The following is a 17,503-nucleotide window of genomic DNA, read 5'->3' as shown; positions in this document are numbered from 1 at the left end:
ATCTTAGAAAAATGTCAAAACATAATGCCGTAGTCTTTTTATATATAGATGAGGAACCGAATCCTATTGCTGAACTTCAGACGCCTATAGTTTTCAATCTCGATACCACGAAATTGGCAGACGGAGAACACACTTTAAAAATTGTTAGCAAATTTGATAATAAAGAAGGCCTGAAAATTACTCGTTTTAATGTGCGTAATGGACCGATCATTCATATGGAGGGGCTATCTAACAATGAAACCGTCAACGGAATATTACCATTGATGATCAATGCGTATGATACAGGTAGAAATCAGAGTTTTATTATTAAAGGAAGTGAAAACCCGAGAACTATTCCAGTTTGGGTTTGGGTTATCGCTTTGATATTTATAGCTTGGGCAGCTTTTTATATTGTTACGAATTTTAGTCTTTAAATTAAATATTTGTCTATTTTTATTAACCTAGTCACGATAAATTTTGACGATTTTTTTAATTTATTTAACATTAATACTACACTGAATGAAAATAAAACTCAAAAGAATCTATGAAACTTTTTCTCCTACAGATGGATACCGTGTTTTAGTAGATAGATTATGGCCTCGAGGAATCTCTAAAGAAAATGCCCATATTGAAGAATGGAATAAAGAGTTAGCTCCTTCTAATGAACTCCGAAAGTGGTTTCACCATGATCCTAAACTTTGGAAGGGTTTTTCAGAAAAATACGAAACCGAACTCAAAGAAAATGGTTCTGGAAAAGAATTTCTAAATCGAAATAAAAAACAAGATATCATCACTTTGGTCTATGGTGCTAAAGATGAGCAGCATTGCCATCCTTTGATTTTAAAAAAATATTTAGAAAATATGATTTTAAATGATAAAATATGATAGATTTCTTTTTGAATCCATCAATCCAGCACCTAATTTTGTGAAAAAATTGAATTTATATTGGTAATGAAAAGAAAAAGCATACAAAGACACCATTATTTCAGATTAATTTTAATTTCTATCATAATAAGTATCTGCGCTTCTTTTCTAGGATACTCATTAAAGTTAATTACTGAATATTTTCAAAAGCTCATATTTCATTTTGCAGAAGAAGAAAATACCTTAATTTTTATTTTTCTGCCAACGATTGGGATTACAGCAATCTACTTTTTAAGAAAATACTTTTTTTTGAATAGAAAAAATAAAGGAATCACCGAAATTTACAAAACTCTTGATCAAAGAAAAAATCATCTACCTCTTTTCAAGATTCCATCACATTATTTTAATGGATTTCTTACTGTAATCTTCGGCGGTTCCACAGGAATTGAAGTATCTACGGTCGTTGCAACAGCAACTCTAGGAAATACGATATACGAAAAACATTTTTCTGCAAATATTTATAAATTGGAACTTATTGTGCTGGGGTTGTTGCTGGGGTAAGTATTTTATTTGGAAGTCCAATTGCTGGGTGGCTTTTTGCTATGGAAGTAATTGCAAGAAAGTTTAATAAAACACTTTTTATAAGCTGTACTGCATCTGCTACCATTTCCGCTATTTTTCTTTGTTTTATAAAAAGTGAACCATTACTCTCTTTTGAAATTACTGGATGGAAATGGACTGCGCTTCCGTTTTTTGTAATCTTAAGTTTATTAGGAGGTGTTTTATCTGTTTATTTTACAGTTTTAGTTATTAAGATTAAAGATTTTTTTTCAGGAATTTCCAATAATTTTTTGAGGGTAAATTTAGGAGCTTTAATTGTAGGGGGGCTAATATTTTGTTTTCCGTTTTTGTATGGCGATAGTTATCATTCATTATCGGAAATTCTCAACCATCCCAAGAGTTACTCCTTTCTTTTTCTTCTTTTTCTAATTTTATTAAAACCATTAGCTTCTGCTCTAACTCTTGGCGCTGGAGGAGATGGTGGTGTTTTTGCGCCTAGTATTGTTGCAGGTGCATTCTTGGGACTTACCTTTGCTCTTTTTTGCAATACTTTTTTTGGAACATCTTTAATTTATGTAAATTTTGTGTTGGTTGGGGCTGCCGCTACTTTATCAGCATCTATTTATGCTCCTTTAACTGCACTTTTCTTGGTATGTAATCTAACACCTAACGGATATGTGTTATTCTTTCCAGTATTATTAGGATGTTGGGCTTCGCAAAACTTAGCTAGGAGAATTATACCCTATAATGTATATTCATATGATATTAAAAGCTAATAATGTCTGTTTTCTTTTCTTAAAAGTGTGTAAATTAAACAAATAATTTATGCAAACATGCGGGTTTTGTGACGAATCAGGAGAATTTGTCTTCCGAGTTGGTTTGCCTGGAAAAAGTGGCGTACGGAGCGAAATTGTAGCAACATGCCTAAACATTATATCGTTTCGGTATGGTTTCCAAAATTAAATTTAAAAGGAAACTCGTACAGAGGAATGAAATCCTTGGAAGAATTAACGAGAGTAACGGAAGACTCAATTTTTGGGAATTATAATTACCATTGTTTTTTAGCTATTAAATGATCAAAGAATTTTCTTACAAACAATTTGGCAACGTAGAATTTAGCAATCATTTTTAGGAGACCAATTATTGACAGCCATAGGCTGATCATATCAAAATTCTTTTTATTCCTGAAAATGCTATCATACAGGTTGATTTTCAAGAAATATAAATGCAAACTGATTCGTTGTTATTTATCAATCCAAATGTGGTACTAAAACCTTTCGAAACAATTGGAGGGCAACTCATGAATTTTAATAAAGACTTTTACTGTGTAGAAATACATGACCAGGAAGTAGCCTGTGATGGAATATTATACAATAATGTCTTTGAAATCCCATCTATTAATTTGAATCAAGAGCAGTCTGCTGACATCCAAAGGATCATAGGGGAAATCTAGTCTGAAATGGAACTTGAAGATTCAAATACGGAGGAAGTGTTGTGAATACTTTTAAAAATGATTAAATTGAAATCTACAAGAATTTGAAAGGAGCAGCATCAATTGGTTGATGTTGAGCAGCAGGTAAATGTACAGTTTTTGAGAAAGTTCAGTAAGCTGATCGAGAAGCAAAGAACTCCATACGGTTGCTGATTATGCAGACCTGCTTTTCATTACTCTTAAAAACTTAAGTAAAAAATAGGACTTGTCAGTAAGGAAACTCCCAATGAAATTATAAAAAATCATATTATTCTTGAAAGTAAAAGGTTTCTGGCTCACATCTCAATTACGGTAAAGAAATTGCTATAATCTGAATTACAAGGATGATGCCTATTTTATCCGTTTTTTTACAAAAAGCGCTGGGTCTCACCCATCACTTTTAGAAAGCAGTTCAAATAAATACCATTACCTCAATAATGTATCCATACTGCTTTAAAACTTTTTCCGGAATTATAGTTTAAAGATATAATATTAATAGAAGTTATTTCCAGAACTCATCAGCATACACCTCTTTTTTCTAAGGGTGAATATGATCCAGTTCTTTTCCGATCCAGTTCAGAACAGCATTGTTAAGTTTTTCCTCCAAATGGGGAAACCAGTTCCGTTCTTCAAAACGGATATGTTGTTCAAGAAGTACCGCAAAATCAGAAAGCAGACGGGTATCTTCCGAGTGTTCGATTTGAGAAGCCAGTACCTTTATCTGAGCATGTTCTGACCGGATGCGTTCAGTATATTCATCCTCAAGATAAGCACAAAGGATCTGTTCTTCTTCTCTGAAATGTTCTTCCAGATAATTGTGCCAGAAGTGAAGAATATACTTTTTAATTCTGTCCGTTTCAATTTCCTTCTTCAGTCCTTGTCTGATTTTCCAGCTGCAAAGCAATCCGAAATGATGATCCCGTGAAAGAAGAATTATATTTTTGTTACGTTTCATGATTTTTAAAAAAAATTAAAGAGGAAACTAAACCTCATAAGTTTCTGAAACCTATGAGGTTTAAAGTAAAGATTATATTATCGTTTTTCTTTCAATGACCAGCCGAATTTTAACCCGATGATAAAAACAACCAGCAGAAATTCTCCGGCAGCTAGTAAAATATCCCCGGGAACCCGCATCCATCTTAAGAAATGCATGATATCCGTCTGCATAAATTCTGCGGAACGGGCATACCAGTATCCTTCTTTAATAGAGGCTACCGATTGCATAATACCTATAGGAAGAAGGCTTATCGTCACCATAACCAATAATCCGATATTGGTCAGCCAGAAAGCCCAACCAATTAATTTGTCATTCCATTGGCGGTCCGGGTACAGACCTCTGAGGACAAACATCATTAATCCGATTCCTAAAATTCCATATACGCCGAACAGGGCAGCATGGCCATGAACGGCCGTTGTGTTTAATCCTTGGATATAATACAGGGCAATCGGAGGATTGATGGCAAATCCGAAGATTCCTGCTCCTAGGAAATTCCAGAAGCACATGGCGATAAAACAATATATTGGCCATTTGTAAGCCTGAATCCATTTTGTAGATTTGCTGAGCTGATAATTCTGATAGGCTTCATAACCAATCAGGACAAGAGGTACAATTTCCAATGCACTGAAGGTAGCCCCCAAAGCAAGCACAGCAGTAGGCGTAGCGCTGAAATACAGGTGATGGAAAGTACCTAAAATACCTCCGCCAAGGAAAATAATAGTAGAAAATAATACGGCATTGGTAGCGGATTTCAGGCGTAATAATCCCAATCTTGTAAATAAGAATGCCGCCACTACGGTAGCAAAAACTTCAAAGAAACCTTCTACCCAAAGGTGTACAACCCACCATCTCCAATATTCGGCAATAGCCATATGAGTTTGCCTTCCATACATCAGACCGGCGCCATAGAACATGGCAATTGCTACAGAAGAAAGAGTAAACAAAAGGAGTAAGTGGCGGTCTCCGTCTTTACGTCTTAAAGCAGGAAGTAATGCTCTTACCATCAAAATCAGCCAGAGAATCAGCCCGATCAGCAATAAAATCTGCCAGATTCTCCCCAATTCTACATACTCATATCCCTGATGTCCCCATAAAAAGTTATCTACCAACCCTAATTTTTGCATCACTCCCAGCCATTGCCCGGTTAAAGATCCTAACACAACGATCAGTAACGCTCCAAACAATACATTGACACCCAATTTCTGATATTTGGGCTCATATCCTGAAACCGCTGGTGCTATGTACAATCCCGTAGCCAGCCATGAGGTAGCAATCCAGAATATTGCCAGTTGGACATGCCAGCTTCTGGAAACAGATTGAGGAAGAAACTGATCTAAAGGAATGCCGTAGAAACCACTTCCTTCGACTCCATAATGGGCTGTAATGACTCCGGCAAGCATCTGAACCAGGATTAGTAAGGCAACCACCCAGATATATTTTAAAGTAGCTTTCATAGATGGAGTAGGCTTCATATTCCGCAGAGGATCTTCAAGAGGAAGCGCTTCGTTGATTTCTTCCTCTTTATTCCTTGCGTGATAAAATACCAGAAGTCCAACACAAGCCAACAGTAACAATACACTGAATCCTGACCACAGGTGAAGCGATGGAGGTGGAACATTTCCTACAGCCTCATCATGAGGCCAGTTGTTGGTATAGGTGACATCATCTCCGGGTCTTTCTGTGATGCAAACCCAGGTACTCCATGCAAAAAAGGCATTCATTCTGGCCATCCTTCCTCTATCTTTGATGGTATTTTTGGGAATGGCATACTGATCACGCAGTTCCGACATGGAAGGATCATTCATGAATAATCTGGAGTAGTATTGAGAAAGTTGCTTTTGTACTTTTGCTCTTTCAGGAGAAAAGACGATCTCATTTTTATTTTCATTGAAAGTATTGGTACGGAGCTCCTTTTTCAGCAGTACCTGATACTTTGCCTGTTCATCATCAGGAAGTTCTTTGTATGTCTTACCTTCCTTTTTGGCCAGTTCGTCAAGCAGAAGAACCGCTTCCCGATGAAGATAATCGGCAGTCCAGTCAGGGGCAATATAAGCGCCATGTCCCCAGATGCTTCCCACGGTCTGTCCTCCAATAGACTGCCATACATTCTGACCATCTTTAATGTCCTGCCCCGTGGCAATCACTGTACCGTCCGCACTTACTATTTGATCCGGAATCGGAGGAACTTTTCTATAGATTTCGGTTCCGTAAAATATAAGAACTGCAAATGAGGCAATCATCACAATAGCAAGTCCTATCCAAAGTTTTTTAGGTGTCATTCGGAGAAGTTTTTAAGATTCAACAGTAAATTCTTTTTCCAGCTGAATGGCCTTTGGGAAAAGAATATTGTTTTCCAGATGAATATGCTTGTGCAGATCATTTTCAAAATCCTGGAGCATGGCAAAGGCTACTTTGTATGTGTTGCAGGCATCGGCAGGGGGAAGATATTCATCTGTGATCTCCGCTATTTTTCGGAAGCGTTCTCCTTCCGCAGTATGCTCATGCTGCATCATATTCACCGGGTTTTCCACGGTGCCGAACGCTGGTTGTGACAGATGGCTGCCTGATATTTTAGCTTTAATCATATTTCTTACAAAAGGAAACAGAATAAGCTCTTCTTTTTTCATATGAGCGGCCAGGTCGTGGGCTGATTCATTAAATAAGGTGTTGATCTCGAATAATTCAGGATGCCTGCCCCCGTGAACTTTACATAGTTTATCCAGGAAGGCCTGCAAGACAGGAGTTTTCTCTTCTACATAACGATGGTGCGTTTTCTCAATATAATCTGCCAGAAGGTCCAGTGGCCAGCTGTTGAAATCGATGGAAGAGCTTTCGTTTTTTGGGATTGCCTCCAGTTCTGCATAAATTTTTTCAGGATCGAGTTTCTTGTTGCTGCAGGCCTCTTCTATCGTTCTTCCGCCTTTGCAGCAGAAATCGATTCCGTGTCTTTTAAAGATAGCAGCGGCTCTGAAGTCTTCGGCTACCATATTTCCTATTAAATCTGTTCTTGTATTCATAATATAATACTTTTTTGTCTTTTATTATTTTAAATTTTTTTGATTACTTTTTGAGCGAAAGAATGTACTTTACCATCTGTTGAGCGTCGTCTTTGCTTAATCCTTCATGAGGCGTCATCGGAATATCCCCCCAGTTGCCTTTTCCTCCGTCAATGATTTTCTGAGCCAGCTGATCAATATCTTTTTCGGTGTATTTTACAGCTACATCCTGGTAAGAAGGCCCGATTAATTTGGCATCTATTTTATGACAGGCAAGGCAATCAGCTCCTTCAATCAATGTAAGGCCGGGATCACCGGAAGTGTTTGGGGCAACAGCCGGTTCGAGGGTACTGACAGGTTCTGACGGCGCCTGTCCTGTGGAAGGTTCAGGTACTGGTATAGGAGTTGTTCCGCTTTTGTCAGAGCATGATAAGTTTATTGCTAATACACTCAAAATCATTGCTATATTTATAAGTTGTGCTTTCATAATAATTGATAATGATTTATACTTTTTGTGCAAGAATGGACACCGCACAAAGGTTGTTCTCAAATTTTTTGAATGTTTTTCTCATTTGCATTATCCTGCAACGGATTTTAGGCTGCATGACTACATTTCCCGCGATTTTCAGGAATCCGGAAAAGCCTTCATCGCTGATTATTCTTTTAATTTCCAACAGGTGCATCGGTGCTGTTTCTGTTTTTAAAACCTTAAATCCCTCTTTTTCCAGTAAATGAGTCCATTCCGGAATGGTGAGTGGACGGGTATTTACCTTCAGGGTTAAAGCGAGCTCCTTCTGAATCTGTAATTTTACATTTTCATCCAGACTGTCAGGAGCGAGGGCCAGCTCATGGATGGCATAAAAGCCCTTAGGTCTCAGGATTCTTGAAGCTTTCTGAATAATCTCAGATTTTCTGTGATCGGCATGCATGCTCAGCATAGCTTCACCATATACTTTATCGGCGGATTGATCAGCTAGTGAACTCTGTGCCGCATTTCCCAGTTGAAATTGTGCAGAAGTATGTTTGAAATTCTTTTTCAACAGGTTTACAGACTCCTGTTCGGCATCAATGCCTATATAAGATGCCGGATTTTTTTCCAGAGTGAGTTTTGCGGTAAAACCAAGACCCGGAGCAAATTCGACTACACGATCACCGGGGGTAATATTCAGCATAGCCAGCATCTCTCGGGTAAGCGCTAAACCTCCCGGACGAAGGACTTTTTTACCGATCTTGGCCAGCAGCCAGTGGGCGGACATTTTTTCAATAGGATCTGTTTTCATTGGGTTGGGTTTTAAATTGTAATACAACAGCCAGGATCAGAATGATGGCTTTTGCTGTTTCGGCATAAATAAAATAATCATGCAGCGGAGTAGGAGCCAGTGGCTTACCGGACGAAATGAGATCTGCCCGTTCATCTAAAACCGGAAGCATCCAAAACTGTTCTAAGACCAGGATAGAAAGTAAAACAATGGTGATTGTAAAATCCAATTTTGTATAGTGGCTCTGGCTGATTGTCATGAATATCAGAATCAGGATCAGAAATAGGGCCTGTATTTTTGTAGAGATTCCGAACATCAGTTTTCCCAGCCCCAAAGCTGTTGAAAGGGTTATTCCCTCTACCTGAAACTTCAGGGGAGTTTCTACGAAGCTTACTGTTATAAACATTCCTGCCATAATGCAAAATAACATGAGTATAACAGGATTTTTAAGATAGAGTTTCATTTTTTTGGATTATTTAATATATTAATACCCTTTTATCTTTTATTGATTTAAATTTTTTTATGCCTTAAGGTAGGTCAATTTTAAATCCAGGTTATCTACAAACATTTGTACTTTGGATGTTTCAAGCATAATGCGAAGATCCTGTCTGATACTTTTAAACTGGTTATGGAGAGGACAGGGATGAATTTCAGAGCATTGATCGAGCCCGAGTCCGCATCCGGAAAACAGTTTATCACCGTCAATTTCCCTAACAATATCAGCAATATTGGTGTCCAGGTTTTTCTCATCCATATAGAAACCTCCATTCGGTCCCTTTGCGGATTGTACAAATCCTTTTCTGCTCAGGTCCTGAAGGATTTTCGCGATAAAATGCTCAGGAGAATTAATGCTCTTTGAAATGTCTTTGATTCCGACCCTGCTGTCATTTTTAGACTGCTGGGCAATATAAATTAAAGCTCTTAAAGCATACTCGCAGGTTTTGGAAAACATTGTAACTGATTTTATAGTGCAAATATATAAACTTATTTTTAATAAAAGATAAAAAACTCTTTTATTTTAATGAGGCTTGATAAAGATCATGAAAAGGTTTGGTAAGCATCTATTATTTTTATCATATCATTAGTTTCGGCGTCCATCGGCTCTTCGGCAACTGCAATACGATATTTTGAATTTTGTATCAGTATAGCGCTGATCATTTTTTTGAACTTTATGAAAAGAGCAGCCATTACAATGCTTTTCAGGATCACTTGAGTGCTGTGGATCCTTTTGTAAAAGACTTTGTTCATAAACAGGCTCTAAGCTTTCGGCTGGAGGAATGCTTGAAGACCATGCTGTAAAGGCTTCCAATAAACTGTTGGTGGGAAGAATGAATGTTCAGAATCATGTAAGTTTTGCCATGGATTATTATGAAATGATGATATGGCTACTGGCAGCATTTCTGTTGCTGATTCTTCTTTTTCCCTATCTCAACCGTACTGCCCTTTATTTAAAATCCCACAGATTATCACCTGCATAAACGTCAATCATTAATTCTACAAGATAGTGCTAGAATTTCATTTTCCATTAACATTCTAGTGTGATCCTGCTTTTCAGAAAGGGATTTACAGTGATTTATACCTTTAAATCTGATAATTTTACCTTGTGGATATTCATCACAGAAGTAAATGTACCTTATTTCCCAATCTTTTTTAAGTTGCTAGCATTTCTTTTATCCCACGACATAGGATATACTTTTAAGGGGGAGTGATACGTTTTCATTTTACACGAATTTTTACACAGTTAAAATTTAAGGCTCAAGGAAAATTAAAAATATAAAACTGCAAACCCTTTGTGGATGAGGGTTTGCAATGAATTTGTACCCATAACCGAAGAAGTCTCGAACTATTTAGTGAATGATTTATTTAGAATTTCAAAAATTTCTAAAGTTGAGATTTGATTTTCTTTAAAATTAATGTTTAGAAATTTCGGTGGTATTTTGAGATTTTTGTGTCCGTAGATTTTCAAATCTTAATTTTTCAATAAGTTTTCTCAAAATCTCATATCATTAAACAAAGTTTCATAAATTTACATGGTATGAGTTTAATGTAACAAAATATGAAAATAGGATATGCTCGGGTTTCGACCAAAGATCAAAATTTAGATTTACAAATCGAAGCTTTAGAAAAAGCAGGTTGTGAGAAAATTTACCAAGAGAAAATTTCGGGTGCAACGAAAAATCGTCCCGAACTTGATAAAATGATTGAACAATTCAGAAAAGGTGATGAACTTTATGTTTGGAAACTTGACCGATTAGGTCGAAGTTTGAAAAACATTATTGATCTTGTCTTAAGTTTGAGTGATAAAGGTATTATAATAAAAGGTCTTGTAGATGGTGTAGATACTTCAACTATTAATGGGCGGCTATTTTTAAATTTAATGGCTTCCCTAGCTGAATATGAAAGAGAGTTGATAAGAGAGAGAACTAATGCTGGTTTGCAATCTGCAAGAGCAAGAGGTAGATTAGGCGGAAGACCGAAGGGGTACACTGCAGAAACAATTTCGAAGCTATTACTTTTACGTAATATATATAAGGATGTCACGAAACGTCCGGAAGATATTTATAAGCCTATGGGATTGACTCGAGCAACATTTTATCGGTATGCTAAAATTTTGGATAATCATACGGACGAAGAGATAAAAAATATGGGCCTTAAAAAGTAAAAAGTTCGCCAATCCTAAAATAAATCGAACCATATGACAACTGTTTTTAACTAATTTTCAATTAATTAAAACAATATTTTATATTTGTACCATAATGGCTTTGCGAATATTATATATTATGGATTGACGCAATGCGTAAAGCCAAACGTTACAGGCAATGTTACACAATCGCACTACCAACTCAATAAAAGACAAAATAAAAGAGCTACTTGAGAACATAATAAAAATTTTTGAATGTCCGCTAAGGCACCTAATGTAAATTAGGTATTGATAATCAATGAACTGTAAAGATCCTTCGGCAAGCTTTGGATGATGCTGCTAATGCTAAACACTTGATTATCAAAATTTTCAAGCTGAACTTGTCGAAGCTTTAGGTAGGTAAACGGACATTCAATAAAAATTTAATCAATATGGCAAAAACAATATTGAACAAAGTAGAAACAAGAGAACACGTAAGACACGGCTAGTTATAATCCTATCACACGTTTAGTTTTGCAAATTATCACAATCCCGAACGTATGCACTTTGGTGCATTGCGGGTGTTGAATGATGATAGAGTTGATGCAGGAAAGGAATGGGCTTGGGTTCTCGTAATGGAAGTACCAATGGAATTTTAATTACAAATCTATAATCATTCCAAATTACTAACGAATAAAATTTAAGACTGACAATATCGTAAATTTAATTTGAAAAATTTTTCAAAAATATTATGAAAGTAGCACTTTTTGTCCCTTGTTATATAGACCTTATCTATCCCGAAGTTGCAATTGCCACGTTGGAATTATTAGAAAAACACAACATAGAAGTTGTCGTTCCACTTAATCAAACCTGTTGCGGACAGCCGACTGCCAATGAAGGAGATCAGAAAAATTCGGCAAAGATGGAAAAAGTTTTTGCTCAAAACTTTCAGGATTTGGACGTAGATTATATCGTTGGTCCTGCCGGAAGTTGCGTGAAACAAATAAAACTTCATTTCGATGCCATCGAGCAAACTGAAAAAGTAACGGCAATGCGGGCAAAAACAATTGAGTTAGTGGAGTTTTTCACAGATGTTCTGAAAATCACGGATTTTTCTGACTTATCATTTCCGCATACAGTCGCCATTCACAACAGTTGCAGTTCTATCAGGGGATTGCACATCAGTTCTCGCTCCGAATGGCAGGAACCTCGCTTCAATAAAACAGAAGAACTTTTGAAAACCATTCAGAATATCAATATCAAACACATCAACAGACCCGATGAATGTTGTGGTTTTGGCGGAACGTTTTGTGTAACCGATGAAGCAGTAAGTGCCAAAATGGGACAAGACAAAGTTTCGGATTATGTCCGTAACGAAATTGAATACGTTGTTTCGCCAGATATGTCTTGCCTGATGCACCAAAAAGGCGTTTCGGACAAAGAAAAAACCGGATTGAAATTTCTACACGTGGCTCAGGTGTTGAATAACGGACCTTTTTGATAAAGAAGACACGAAGTTAATTGACAAAAAAAAGAAATAGAAAATGAAAAAAGTCAATATAGAAAAAAACGCAGCGGCATTCATCTATCAGGACGATGTTCACGTAACGGAACACGACAAAAACCTGTGGAATGCAAGAGTAAAAAGAGATAAAGCCGCTTCCGAAATTCCCGAATGGGAAGAATTGCGAAATCTCGCTTCTACCATCAAAGAGCATACACTTACACATTTAGACCAATACATTGAGCAGTTTGTAGAGAATGCTGAAAAAAGAGGCATCAAAGTTCATTTTGCAAAAGACGCCATTGAGCATAATGCCATTGCCTACGAAATTTTGAGCAGCCATAATGTAAAGAACATCATCAAAAGTAAGTCGATGTTGCAAGAAGAATGCGGAATGACTCCTTTTCTGGAAGGAAAAGGAATAAATGTATTAGAAACCGATTTGGGAGAACGGATACAACAGTTGTCGGATCAGCTTCCCAGTCATATTGTAATGCCGGCCATTCATCAAACCAAAGAAGATGTAGCAAAATTGTTCGCAGAAAAAATTGGAACAGATCCTAACGATACCGACCCAAGCTCATTAAATACCGCTATGCGGAACAATGCCCGACCAAAATTTTTGGTTGCCGATGCGGGAATGACGGGAGGAAATTTTGCTATTGCCGAAACTGGAACTTTTGTTGTTTGTACCAATGAAGGAAATGCCGACCTCACCGCAAGTTTACCGCCTTTACACATTGCCAGTATCGGTATTGAAAAAATATTGCCCAAAGTAGAAGATTTGGGTGTTTTCATACGCATATTATCTAGAAGTGCTTTGGGAACTCCGGCTACGCAATACACTTCGCATTTTTCGGGACCGAGAGCAGGTTCGGAAATGCACATTATTTTAACAGACAACGGACGGAGCAAACGTTTGGCGATGGACGAATTTTGGACTTCGCTGAAATGTATTCGTTGCGGTGCTTGTATGAATACCTGTCCTGTATATAGACGAAGCAGCGGTTTGGCGTACAGTGCTACTTATTCCGGACCGATTGGTATTATTATTGACCCCACTTTTGACCCAAAAAAATATTCCGAATTGCCATATCATTCGTCTTTATGCGGTTCGTGTACCGAAGTTTGCCCAGTACACATCAACATTGCCGAACAGATTATGGACTGGCGTAAAGTGATGATGAAAAACAAGGAAGTCGATTTCAGCCGGAGAATGGCGTTTAAAGCAGCAGGCGTAGTATTGAGCAATCCGAAGTTGTTCCGTGTAGTAGAAAAAGTAGCATATAATGCTATCAATATTTTACCCGAAGCCATCACCGAAAACAAAACCCTCGACCCTTGGGCGGCACACCGCAAACTGCCCGATGTAAAGAAAGAAACTTTTAGGGATTGGTATATTAAAAACAGAAAAAGCAATGAGCAATAAACAAGAATTTTTACAATCGGTACGGGAAAGTTTGAAAAAACGCACCAAAACCGAATACCCAAAAATCCCGACTTACGAAAAGGAGAATGTGGATTTGAAATCCCTTTTTGAAATAAATCTGAAATTGGCAGCGGTAGATTTTTACGATGTTTCTTCTGTGGAAGAAGCTCAAAAAATAATGCAGGAAAAACTGTCTGACACAAAAGTTGTTTGTTCAGCTACCGATGAGTGGAAAGGAAATAAAGACATCAACAAAATCGCTCGTCCGCAAGATTTGGCAGATGTGGATTTGGGAATTTTCCGGGCTGAATTTGGCGTTGCAGAAATGGGAATGGTTTGGGTAACGGAAAAATCGCTGAAAGTGAATGCTATCGGGTTTTTGTCGCAGCATTTAGCCGTGCTATTAGACCCTGCCGATATTACCGAAAATATGCACACTGCTTACAATACTCCCGGTTTATTCGATGTGAACTACGGCTGTTTTGTAATGGGACCATCAGCAACTGCCGACATCGGAGCGGTTTTGGTTCGTGGTGCACAAGGAGCAAAATCTTTGACTTTGTTTTTTCTGAAGAAATAAAAAACCTGCTGAAAATCCATATATATAGAATTTTCAGCAGGAATACTATTTTTACTATAATTGTATTTTAAAAATGTTTCAATAAAAAAAGGCTGTTCTCTGATTTGAGAATAGCCTTTTTGATGATGATATATTATTTTAAATGCGAACGTAGCATCCAAGCTGTAGTTTCGTGCTGCTCCATTAACGTGGTAAGATAGTCGCTTGTTCCGTAAGCAAGTTCTACTTCATCACCAATTTTTACAATACATTCCCGAAGATAGACGATAATTGCATCGTGGTCTGCCAAAAGATTTTTCATATAGCTCAAACTATCGTTTTTTCCATCTCCTTGTTCCGATAAATGCGTTAAACTAAGATATTGCTTCATCGTTGCAGGTGCATAATGTCCCAATTTTCTTAATCTTTCAGCAACTTGATCTACTACGTTTTCCAATTCCGTATAAAGTTGTTCAAAATAGACGTGTACCGTATGAAAATCCGGTCCTTCCACGTTCCAATGTGCATTACGGGTTTTAAGGTAAAGTAAAAATTCATCAGCCAATAAAGGCTCTAACATTTCTGCAAGGATTTCTGTTTGTTTTGGTGTAAGACCAATATCTGCTTTTGCCATAATTTTGTTTTTTAATTGTTCACCCATTATTAATTTAGACTATAATATATCGCTTAGTGAAGTCTAGAACCAGTCTTGTAAATTTACAATTTTTATTGTTTTAAAAGCAACCTACTACCTATTTATCTCAAAAAAATCAACAAGATAAAACTTACAGCAGCAGACGAGAATGAAACACTGCCTGTAACAAGGGTTTTGCAAGAGAGCGGGCGAAGTGCTTTGTCTGAAACTTTTTCGTAAATTTAAGCATCCGTGCTTCCTATCAAAGGTAGTGCTAAAATCCGCTCCCTCGCAAAGCCCCGAACCGTTATCTACAAGTTTATCAAAACGATTAGATTACAAATTGCTGAATGTTTGCTGTATTTTACACCAGCAATTTGATAATTAATTATTTGAATATATTGGTTATAATGATTATATAACTAAAATGTTTAAAAAATAATAACATGGCAGAAAAATTATTCTATTCTTCAGATGAAGTTCAAAGTATTGTAAAGAAAGCTATTGAAGCTACTACTATTGGTGTTTTTGAATATGTTAATAATGAATCTATTAATTATAGATAGATTTTTCAAAACCGAAATACCTAATGCTATTATTGAAAGGAAATTTACCAAAAATGTTTCGGAGTACATAGATCAAGAATTGATGAAAATTGGAATAGGTTATGCGCTATTGTATAACAAATTAATAAGTTAGCCGATATCTTTTCCAACATAGGATCTGCTAACAATCATTAATTTAATGATCATTAACGACTAATTAAGAAGTTGGTTACTTAAAAATAAATATTTGAATTTAGAATAATGATAGAAGAACATGCACAACACGATAAGGAAGCTAAACAGGCGATCATTCATAATATTGAAAAATATGGTTTACACCTGGCTTTAATTGAACCAGATAATTATCTGCCTGCATTTGTTTATACCATTGGACTGTATAAAAAATTCGGACACCCTGAACTCATCTGTTTTGGGTTGAAAACAGATGTGTTGGCATCTATTCTTAATCATGCTGGTGACCTGATCAAAAGTGGCGAAACACTTAGTAGCGGTAGGTCATATCCCGGATTTTTGCAGGATTATAATATTCAGTTTCTTGAAGTGGATAAGGAATATTATCCGGATTATGTTGGATATGCAGGTTGGTTTAATGAGGGTAATTTTAATTTTCCTCTTTTACAAGTTGTGTGGCCCGACAAACAGCATAATTTTCCATGGGATGAAAACTTTAATTCTGACTGGAAATTTAAACAACCATTGCTGGATAGGAATACGGGTTTTAAATTTTACGAAGAGCGTAACTTGGGTGTTTATACTACCAGTCAGGCACTGGAAGGTGATCCTATTTTGTACGTGTATCACAACGATTATGGTGACTGGCAATTTCATACTAGCGACGAGCCGAATATTGATGATGCAAAACTTGTTTGCCTGGAAGAGATCACTAAGCTTGACCCGACGATCAATAAACTTTATCATTTGCAATACGGATGGAGTGCATGGAGAAAAAGTAAGGATGATGACTGGGAATATGGAGAAGATACAGAGGATGAACTATGACACTTCTTTACACAAATATTAATTTCAAAATTTAACATTTCGAAAATAGAAAAAGCAATGAGGTGAGCACTCTCTTTTTTTTATCTCAAAAAATAAATATATTAGTTATTTAATTATTATAACTAAAATAATTAATTTCTATTTGCTTTATTAACACTCCTATGACTGTAAACTTTCAAAGTTTTGTATATTTAAACCGTTAACGATGAAATACACTAAAGATTATACAAAAATTGTTAAACATAGATACAATAAACAATAATTATGGAGAAAACCGAAAAGCAAATAAGACATGAATCTTTAGTTGAATTTCTTTCAAACTATAGCCAATATCAAAGTGAGGGAAAGCCCAGATTTAGAAGACAGAAAGACTCAATAACACACTCAAAACTACATGAAATTGATACAAATGATATAAATGGTGCTGTTATGGTATTTGTTGACACTCTAAATCTTTATGATGGCTCAAATGCAGATGTAAATTTATATGAATTGCTTCAAGCATATCTGCAGGTTCCGGAATACAGAGAAAAATTCAATAATTTAGTAACGGAAGCTAAAAGTTTAAAAAAAGAAAATAAATAAAGGCTTCGCAGGGATATCTTAGACTTATTTCTGAATATACAACTGATTTTCATTTAAAAGTAGTAAATACTTTTAATTTACATTAAAGTGTTTGCTGAATGTTTGGTGTGCTTTACAGCAGCAAGTTGTTAATTTATTACTTAAATATATTAGTTATAATGATTATATAACTAAACATTTTAAGAACCGATAAAGCTAATAGATTATGAATAAAAAGAAGCTTGCTATTTTCATAGTAGCATTGATAGTTATAATATTCCTAACTTTTTTTCTAAATTGTGAAAAAGGAGTAGAAGTTGGAACCTGGGGAATAAATAGGTCAATAAGCTGGGGATGGGACTTTGGCTTTTGATTATAATTTAATCTAAATAAACGATACGAATGTTTCTGGAAATGTTAATTAACTATTGAGAATCTCAGCAAAATCATACAATACTTTCCTATCAGGTAGAATTAAACCCATTCAATTAGGTATGAATA

Annotated in this window: 17 protein-coding genes and 3 pseudogenes; 12 read left to right on the top strand and 8 right to left on the bottom strand. The window is 36.2% G+C overall.

The window, feature by feature from the left end:
• Nucleotides 1–11: 11 nt before the first annotated feature.
• The 4 genes and pseudogenes from AC52CF_RS11960 to AC52CF_RS11945 form a co-directional block, all read left to right on the top strand.
• The gene (locus AC52CF_RS11960) at nt 12–413 is read left to right on the top strand and encodes a hypothetical protein (RefSeq protein WP_322924665.1); all 402 of its coding nucleotides are present in this window, start codon (nt 12–14) and stop codon (nt 411–413) included.
• 85 nt (nt 414–498) lie between these two features.
• A complete protein-coding gene (locus tag AC52CF_RS11955) occupies nt 499–864 on the top strand; it encodes a DUF488 domain-containing protein (protein WP_496517137.1) in 366 nt (121 codons plus the stop codon).
• Nucleotides 865–930: 66 nt separating this feature from the next.
• Nucleotides 931–2,180: pseudogene (locus AC52CF_RS11950) on the top strand (chloride channel protein).
• 49 nt (nt 2,181–2,229) lie between these two features.
• Nucleotides 2,230–2,480: pseudogene (locus tag AC52CF_RS11945) on the top strand (glutaminase); the annotation flags it as partial.
• A 933-nt stretch (nt 2,481–3,413) separates the two neighbouring features.
• Here the strand turns inward: AC52CF_RS11945 and AC52CF_RS11940 are convergent.
• The 7 genes from AC52CF_RS11940 to AC52CF_RS11910 form a co-directional block, all read right to left on the bottom strand.
• On the bottom strand, nt 3,414–3,830 hold the full coding sequence (locus tag AC52CF_RS11940; protein ID WP_496517136.1) for a hemerythrin domain-containing protein: 417 nt from the start codon (nt 3,828–3,830) through the stop codon (nt 3,414–3,416).
• Between the two features lie 77 nt (nt 3,831–3,907).
• Nucleotides 3,908–6,151 carry a nitric-oxide reductase large subunit gene (locus AC52CF_RS11935; protein WP_496517135.1) on the bottom strand — a complete coding sequence of 748 codons (2,244 nt, stop codon included), beginning with the start codon at nt 6,149–6,151 and terminating at the stop codon, nt 3,908–3,910.
• Between the two features lie 12 nt (nt 6,152–6,163).
• Complete coding sequence (gene ric, locus AC52CF_RS11930) at nt 6,164–6,889, bottom strand: iron-sulfur cluster repair di-iron protein (RefSeq protein WP_496517134.1); 726 nt, start codon at nt 6,887–6,889, stop codon at nt 6,164–6,166.
• A 43-nt stretch (nt 6,890–6,932) separates the two neighbouring features.
• Entirely contained in the window at nt 6,933–7,355 is a 423-nt protein-coding gene (locus tag AC52CF_RS11925; RefSeq protein ID WP_496517133.1) for a c-type cytochrome, read from the bottom strand.
• A 16-nt stretch (nt 7,356–7,371) separates the two neighbouring features.
• Nucleotides 7,372–8,148 (bottom strand): class I SAM-dependent methyltransferase, encoded by a 777-nt coding sequence (locus AC52CF_RS11920; protein WP_496517132.1) that lies wholly within the window; start codon nt 8,146–8,148, stop codon nt 7,372–7,374.
• A complete protein-coding gene (locus tag AC52CF_RS11915; protein ID WP_496517131.1) occupies nt 8,129–8,590 on the bottom strand; it encodes a hypothetical protein in 462 nt (153 codons plus the stop codon). Before AC52CF_RS11915 ends, AC52CF_RS11920 begins: the two co-directional genes overlap by 20 nt.
• A 57-nt stretch (nt 8,591–8,647) precedes the next feature.
• Nucleotides 8,648–9,079 (bottom strand): RrF2 family transcriptional regulator, encoded by a 432-nt coding sequence (locus AC52CF_RS11910; RefSeq protein ID WP_414847008.1) that lies wholly within the window; start codon nt 9,077–9,079, stop codon nt 8,648–8,650.
• 325 nt (nt 9,080–9,404) lie between these two features.
• Between AC52CF_RS11910 and AC52CF_RS11905 the strand changes: the two genes are divergently transcribed.
• The 6 genes and pseudogenes from AC52CF_RS11905 to AC52CF_RS11880 all read left to right on the top strand — a co-directional run bounded on the left by AC52CF_RS11905 (nt 9,405) and on the right by AC52CF_RS11880 (nt 14,260).
• Nucleotides 9,405–9,605, top strand: coding sequence for a hypothetical protein (locus AC52CF_RS11905; RefSeq protein WP_062676319.1), 201 nt, complete (start codon nt 9,405–9,407; stop codon nt 9,603–9,605).
• Nucleotides 9,606–10,183: 578 nt separating this feature from the next.
• Complete coding sequence (locus AC52CF_RS11900; protein ID WP_496517130.1) at nt 10,184–10,789, top strand: recombinase family protein; 606 nt, start codon at nt 10,184–10,186, stop codon at nt 10,787–10,789.
• Nucleotides 10,790–11,199: 410 nt separating this feature from the next.
• A pseudogene (locus tag AC52CF_RS11895) lies at nt 11,200–11,358 on the top strand (pirin family protein); the annotation flags it as partial.
• Nucleotides 11,359–11,498: 140 nt separating this feature from the next.
• Nucleotides 11,499–12,248, top strand: a complete 750-nt coding sequence (locus tag AC52CF_RS11890) for a (Fe-S)-binding protein (RefSeq protein ID WP_065720846.1) — start codon at nt 11,499–11,501, stop codon at nt 12,246–12,248.
• A 43-nt stretch (nt 12,249–12,291) separates the two neighbouring features.
• On the top strand, nt 12,292–13,680 hold the full coding sequence (locus tag AC52CF_RS11885) for a lactate utilization protein B (RefSeq protein WP_065720845.1): 1,389 nt from the start codon (nt 12,292–12,294) through the stop codon (nt 13,678–13,680).
• On the top strand, nt 13,670–14,260 hold the full coding sequence (locus tag AC52CF_RS11880) for a LutC/YkgG family protein (RefSeq protein WP_312398364.1): 591 nt from the start codon (nt 13,670–13,672) through the stop codon (nt 14,258–14,260). Before AC52CF_RS11885 ends, AC52CF_RS11880 begins: the two co-directional genes overlap by 11 nt.
• Before the next feature lie 133 nt (nt 14,261–14,393).
• Here the strand turns inward: AC52CF_RS11880 and AC52CF_RS11875 are convergent, their stop codons facing one another.
• Complete coding sequence (locus tag AC52CF_RS11875) at nt 14,394–14,873, bottom strand: Dps family protein (protein ID WP_496517129.1); 480 nt, start codon at nt 14,871–14,873, stop codon at nt 14,394–14,396.
• An 806-nt stretch (nt 14,874–15,679) separates the two neighbouring features.
• Here AC52CF_RS11875 and AC52CF_RS11870 point away from each other — a divergent pair.
• Both AC52CF_RS11870 and AC52CF_RS11865 read left to right on the top strand, forming a co-directional pair.
• The gene (locus AC52CF_RS11870) at nt 15,680–16,438 is read left to right on the top strand and encodes a DUF4262 domain-containing protein (protein WP_496517128.1); all 759 of its coding nucleotides are present in this window, start codon (nt 15,680–15,682) and stop codon (nt 16,436–16,438) included.
• A gap of 264 nt (nt 16,439–16,702) precedes the next feature.
• The gene (locus AC52CF_RS11865) at nt 16,703–17,023 is read left to right on the top strand and encodes a hypothetical protein (RefSeq protein ID WP_496517127.1); all 321 of its coding nucleotides are present in this window, start codon (nt 16,703–16,705) and stop codon (nt 17,021–17,023) included.
• The last annotated feature ends 480 nt before the right edge of the window (nt 17,024–17,503 follow it).

The organism is Chryseobacterium sp. 2P, from assembly GCF_059579425.1.
The sequence above is the reverse complement of the archived record's forward strand: the minus strand, read 5'-3'. Positions and strand labels throughout refer to the sequence as shown.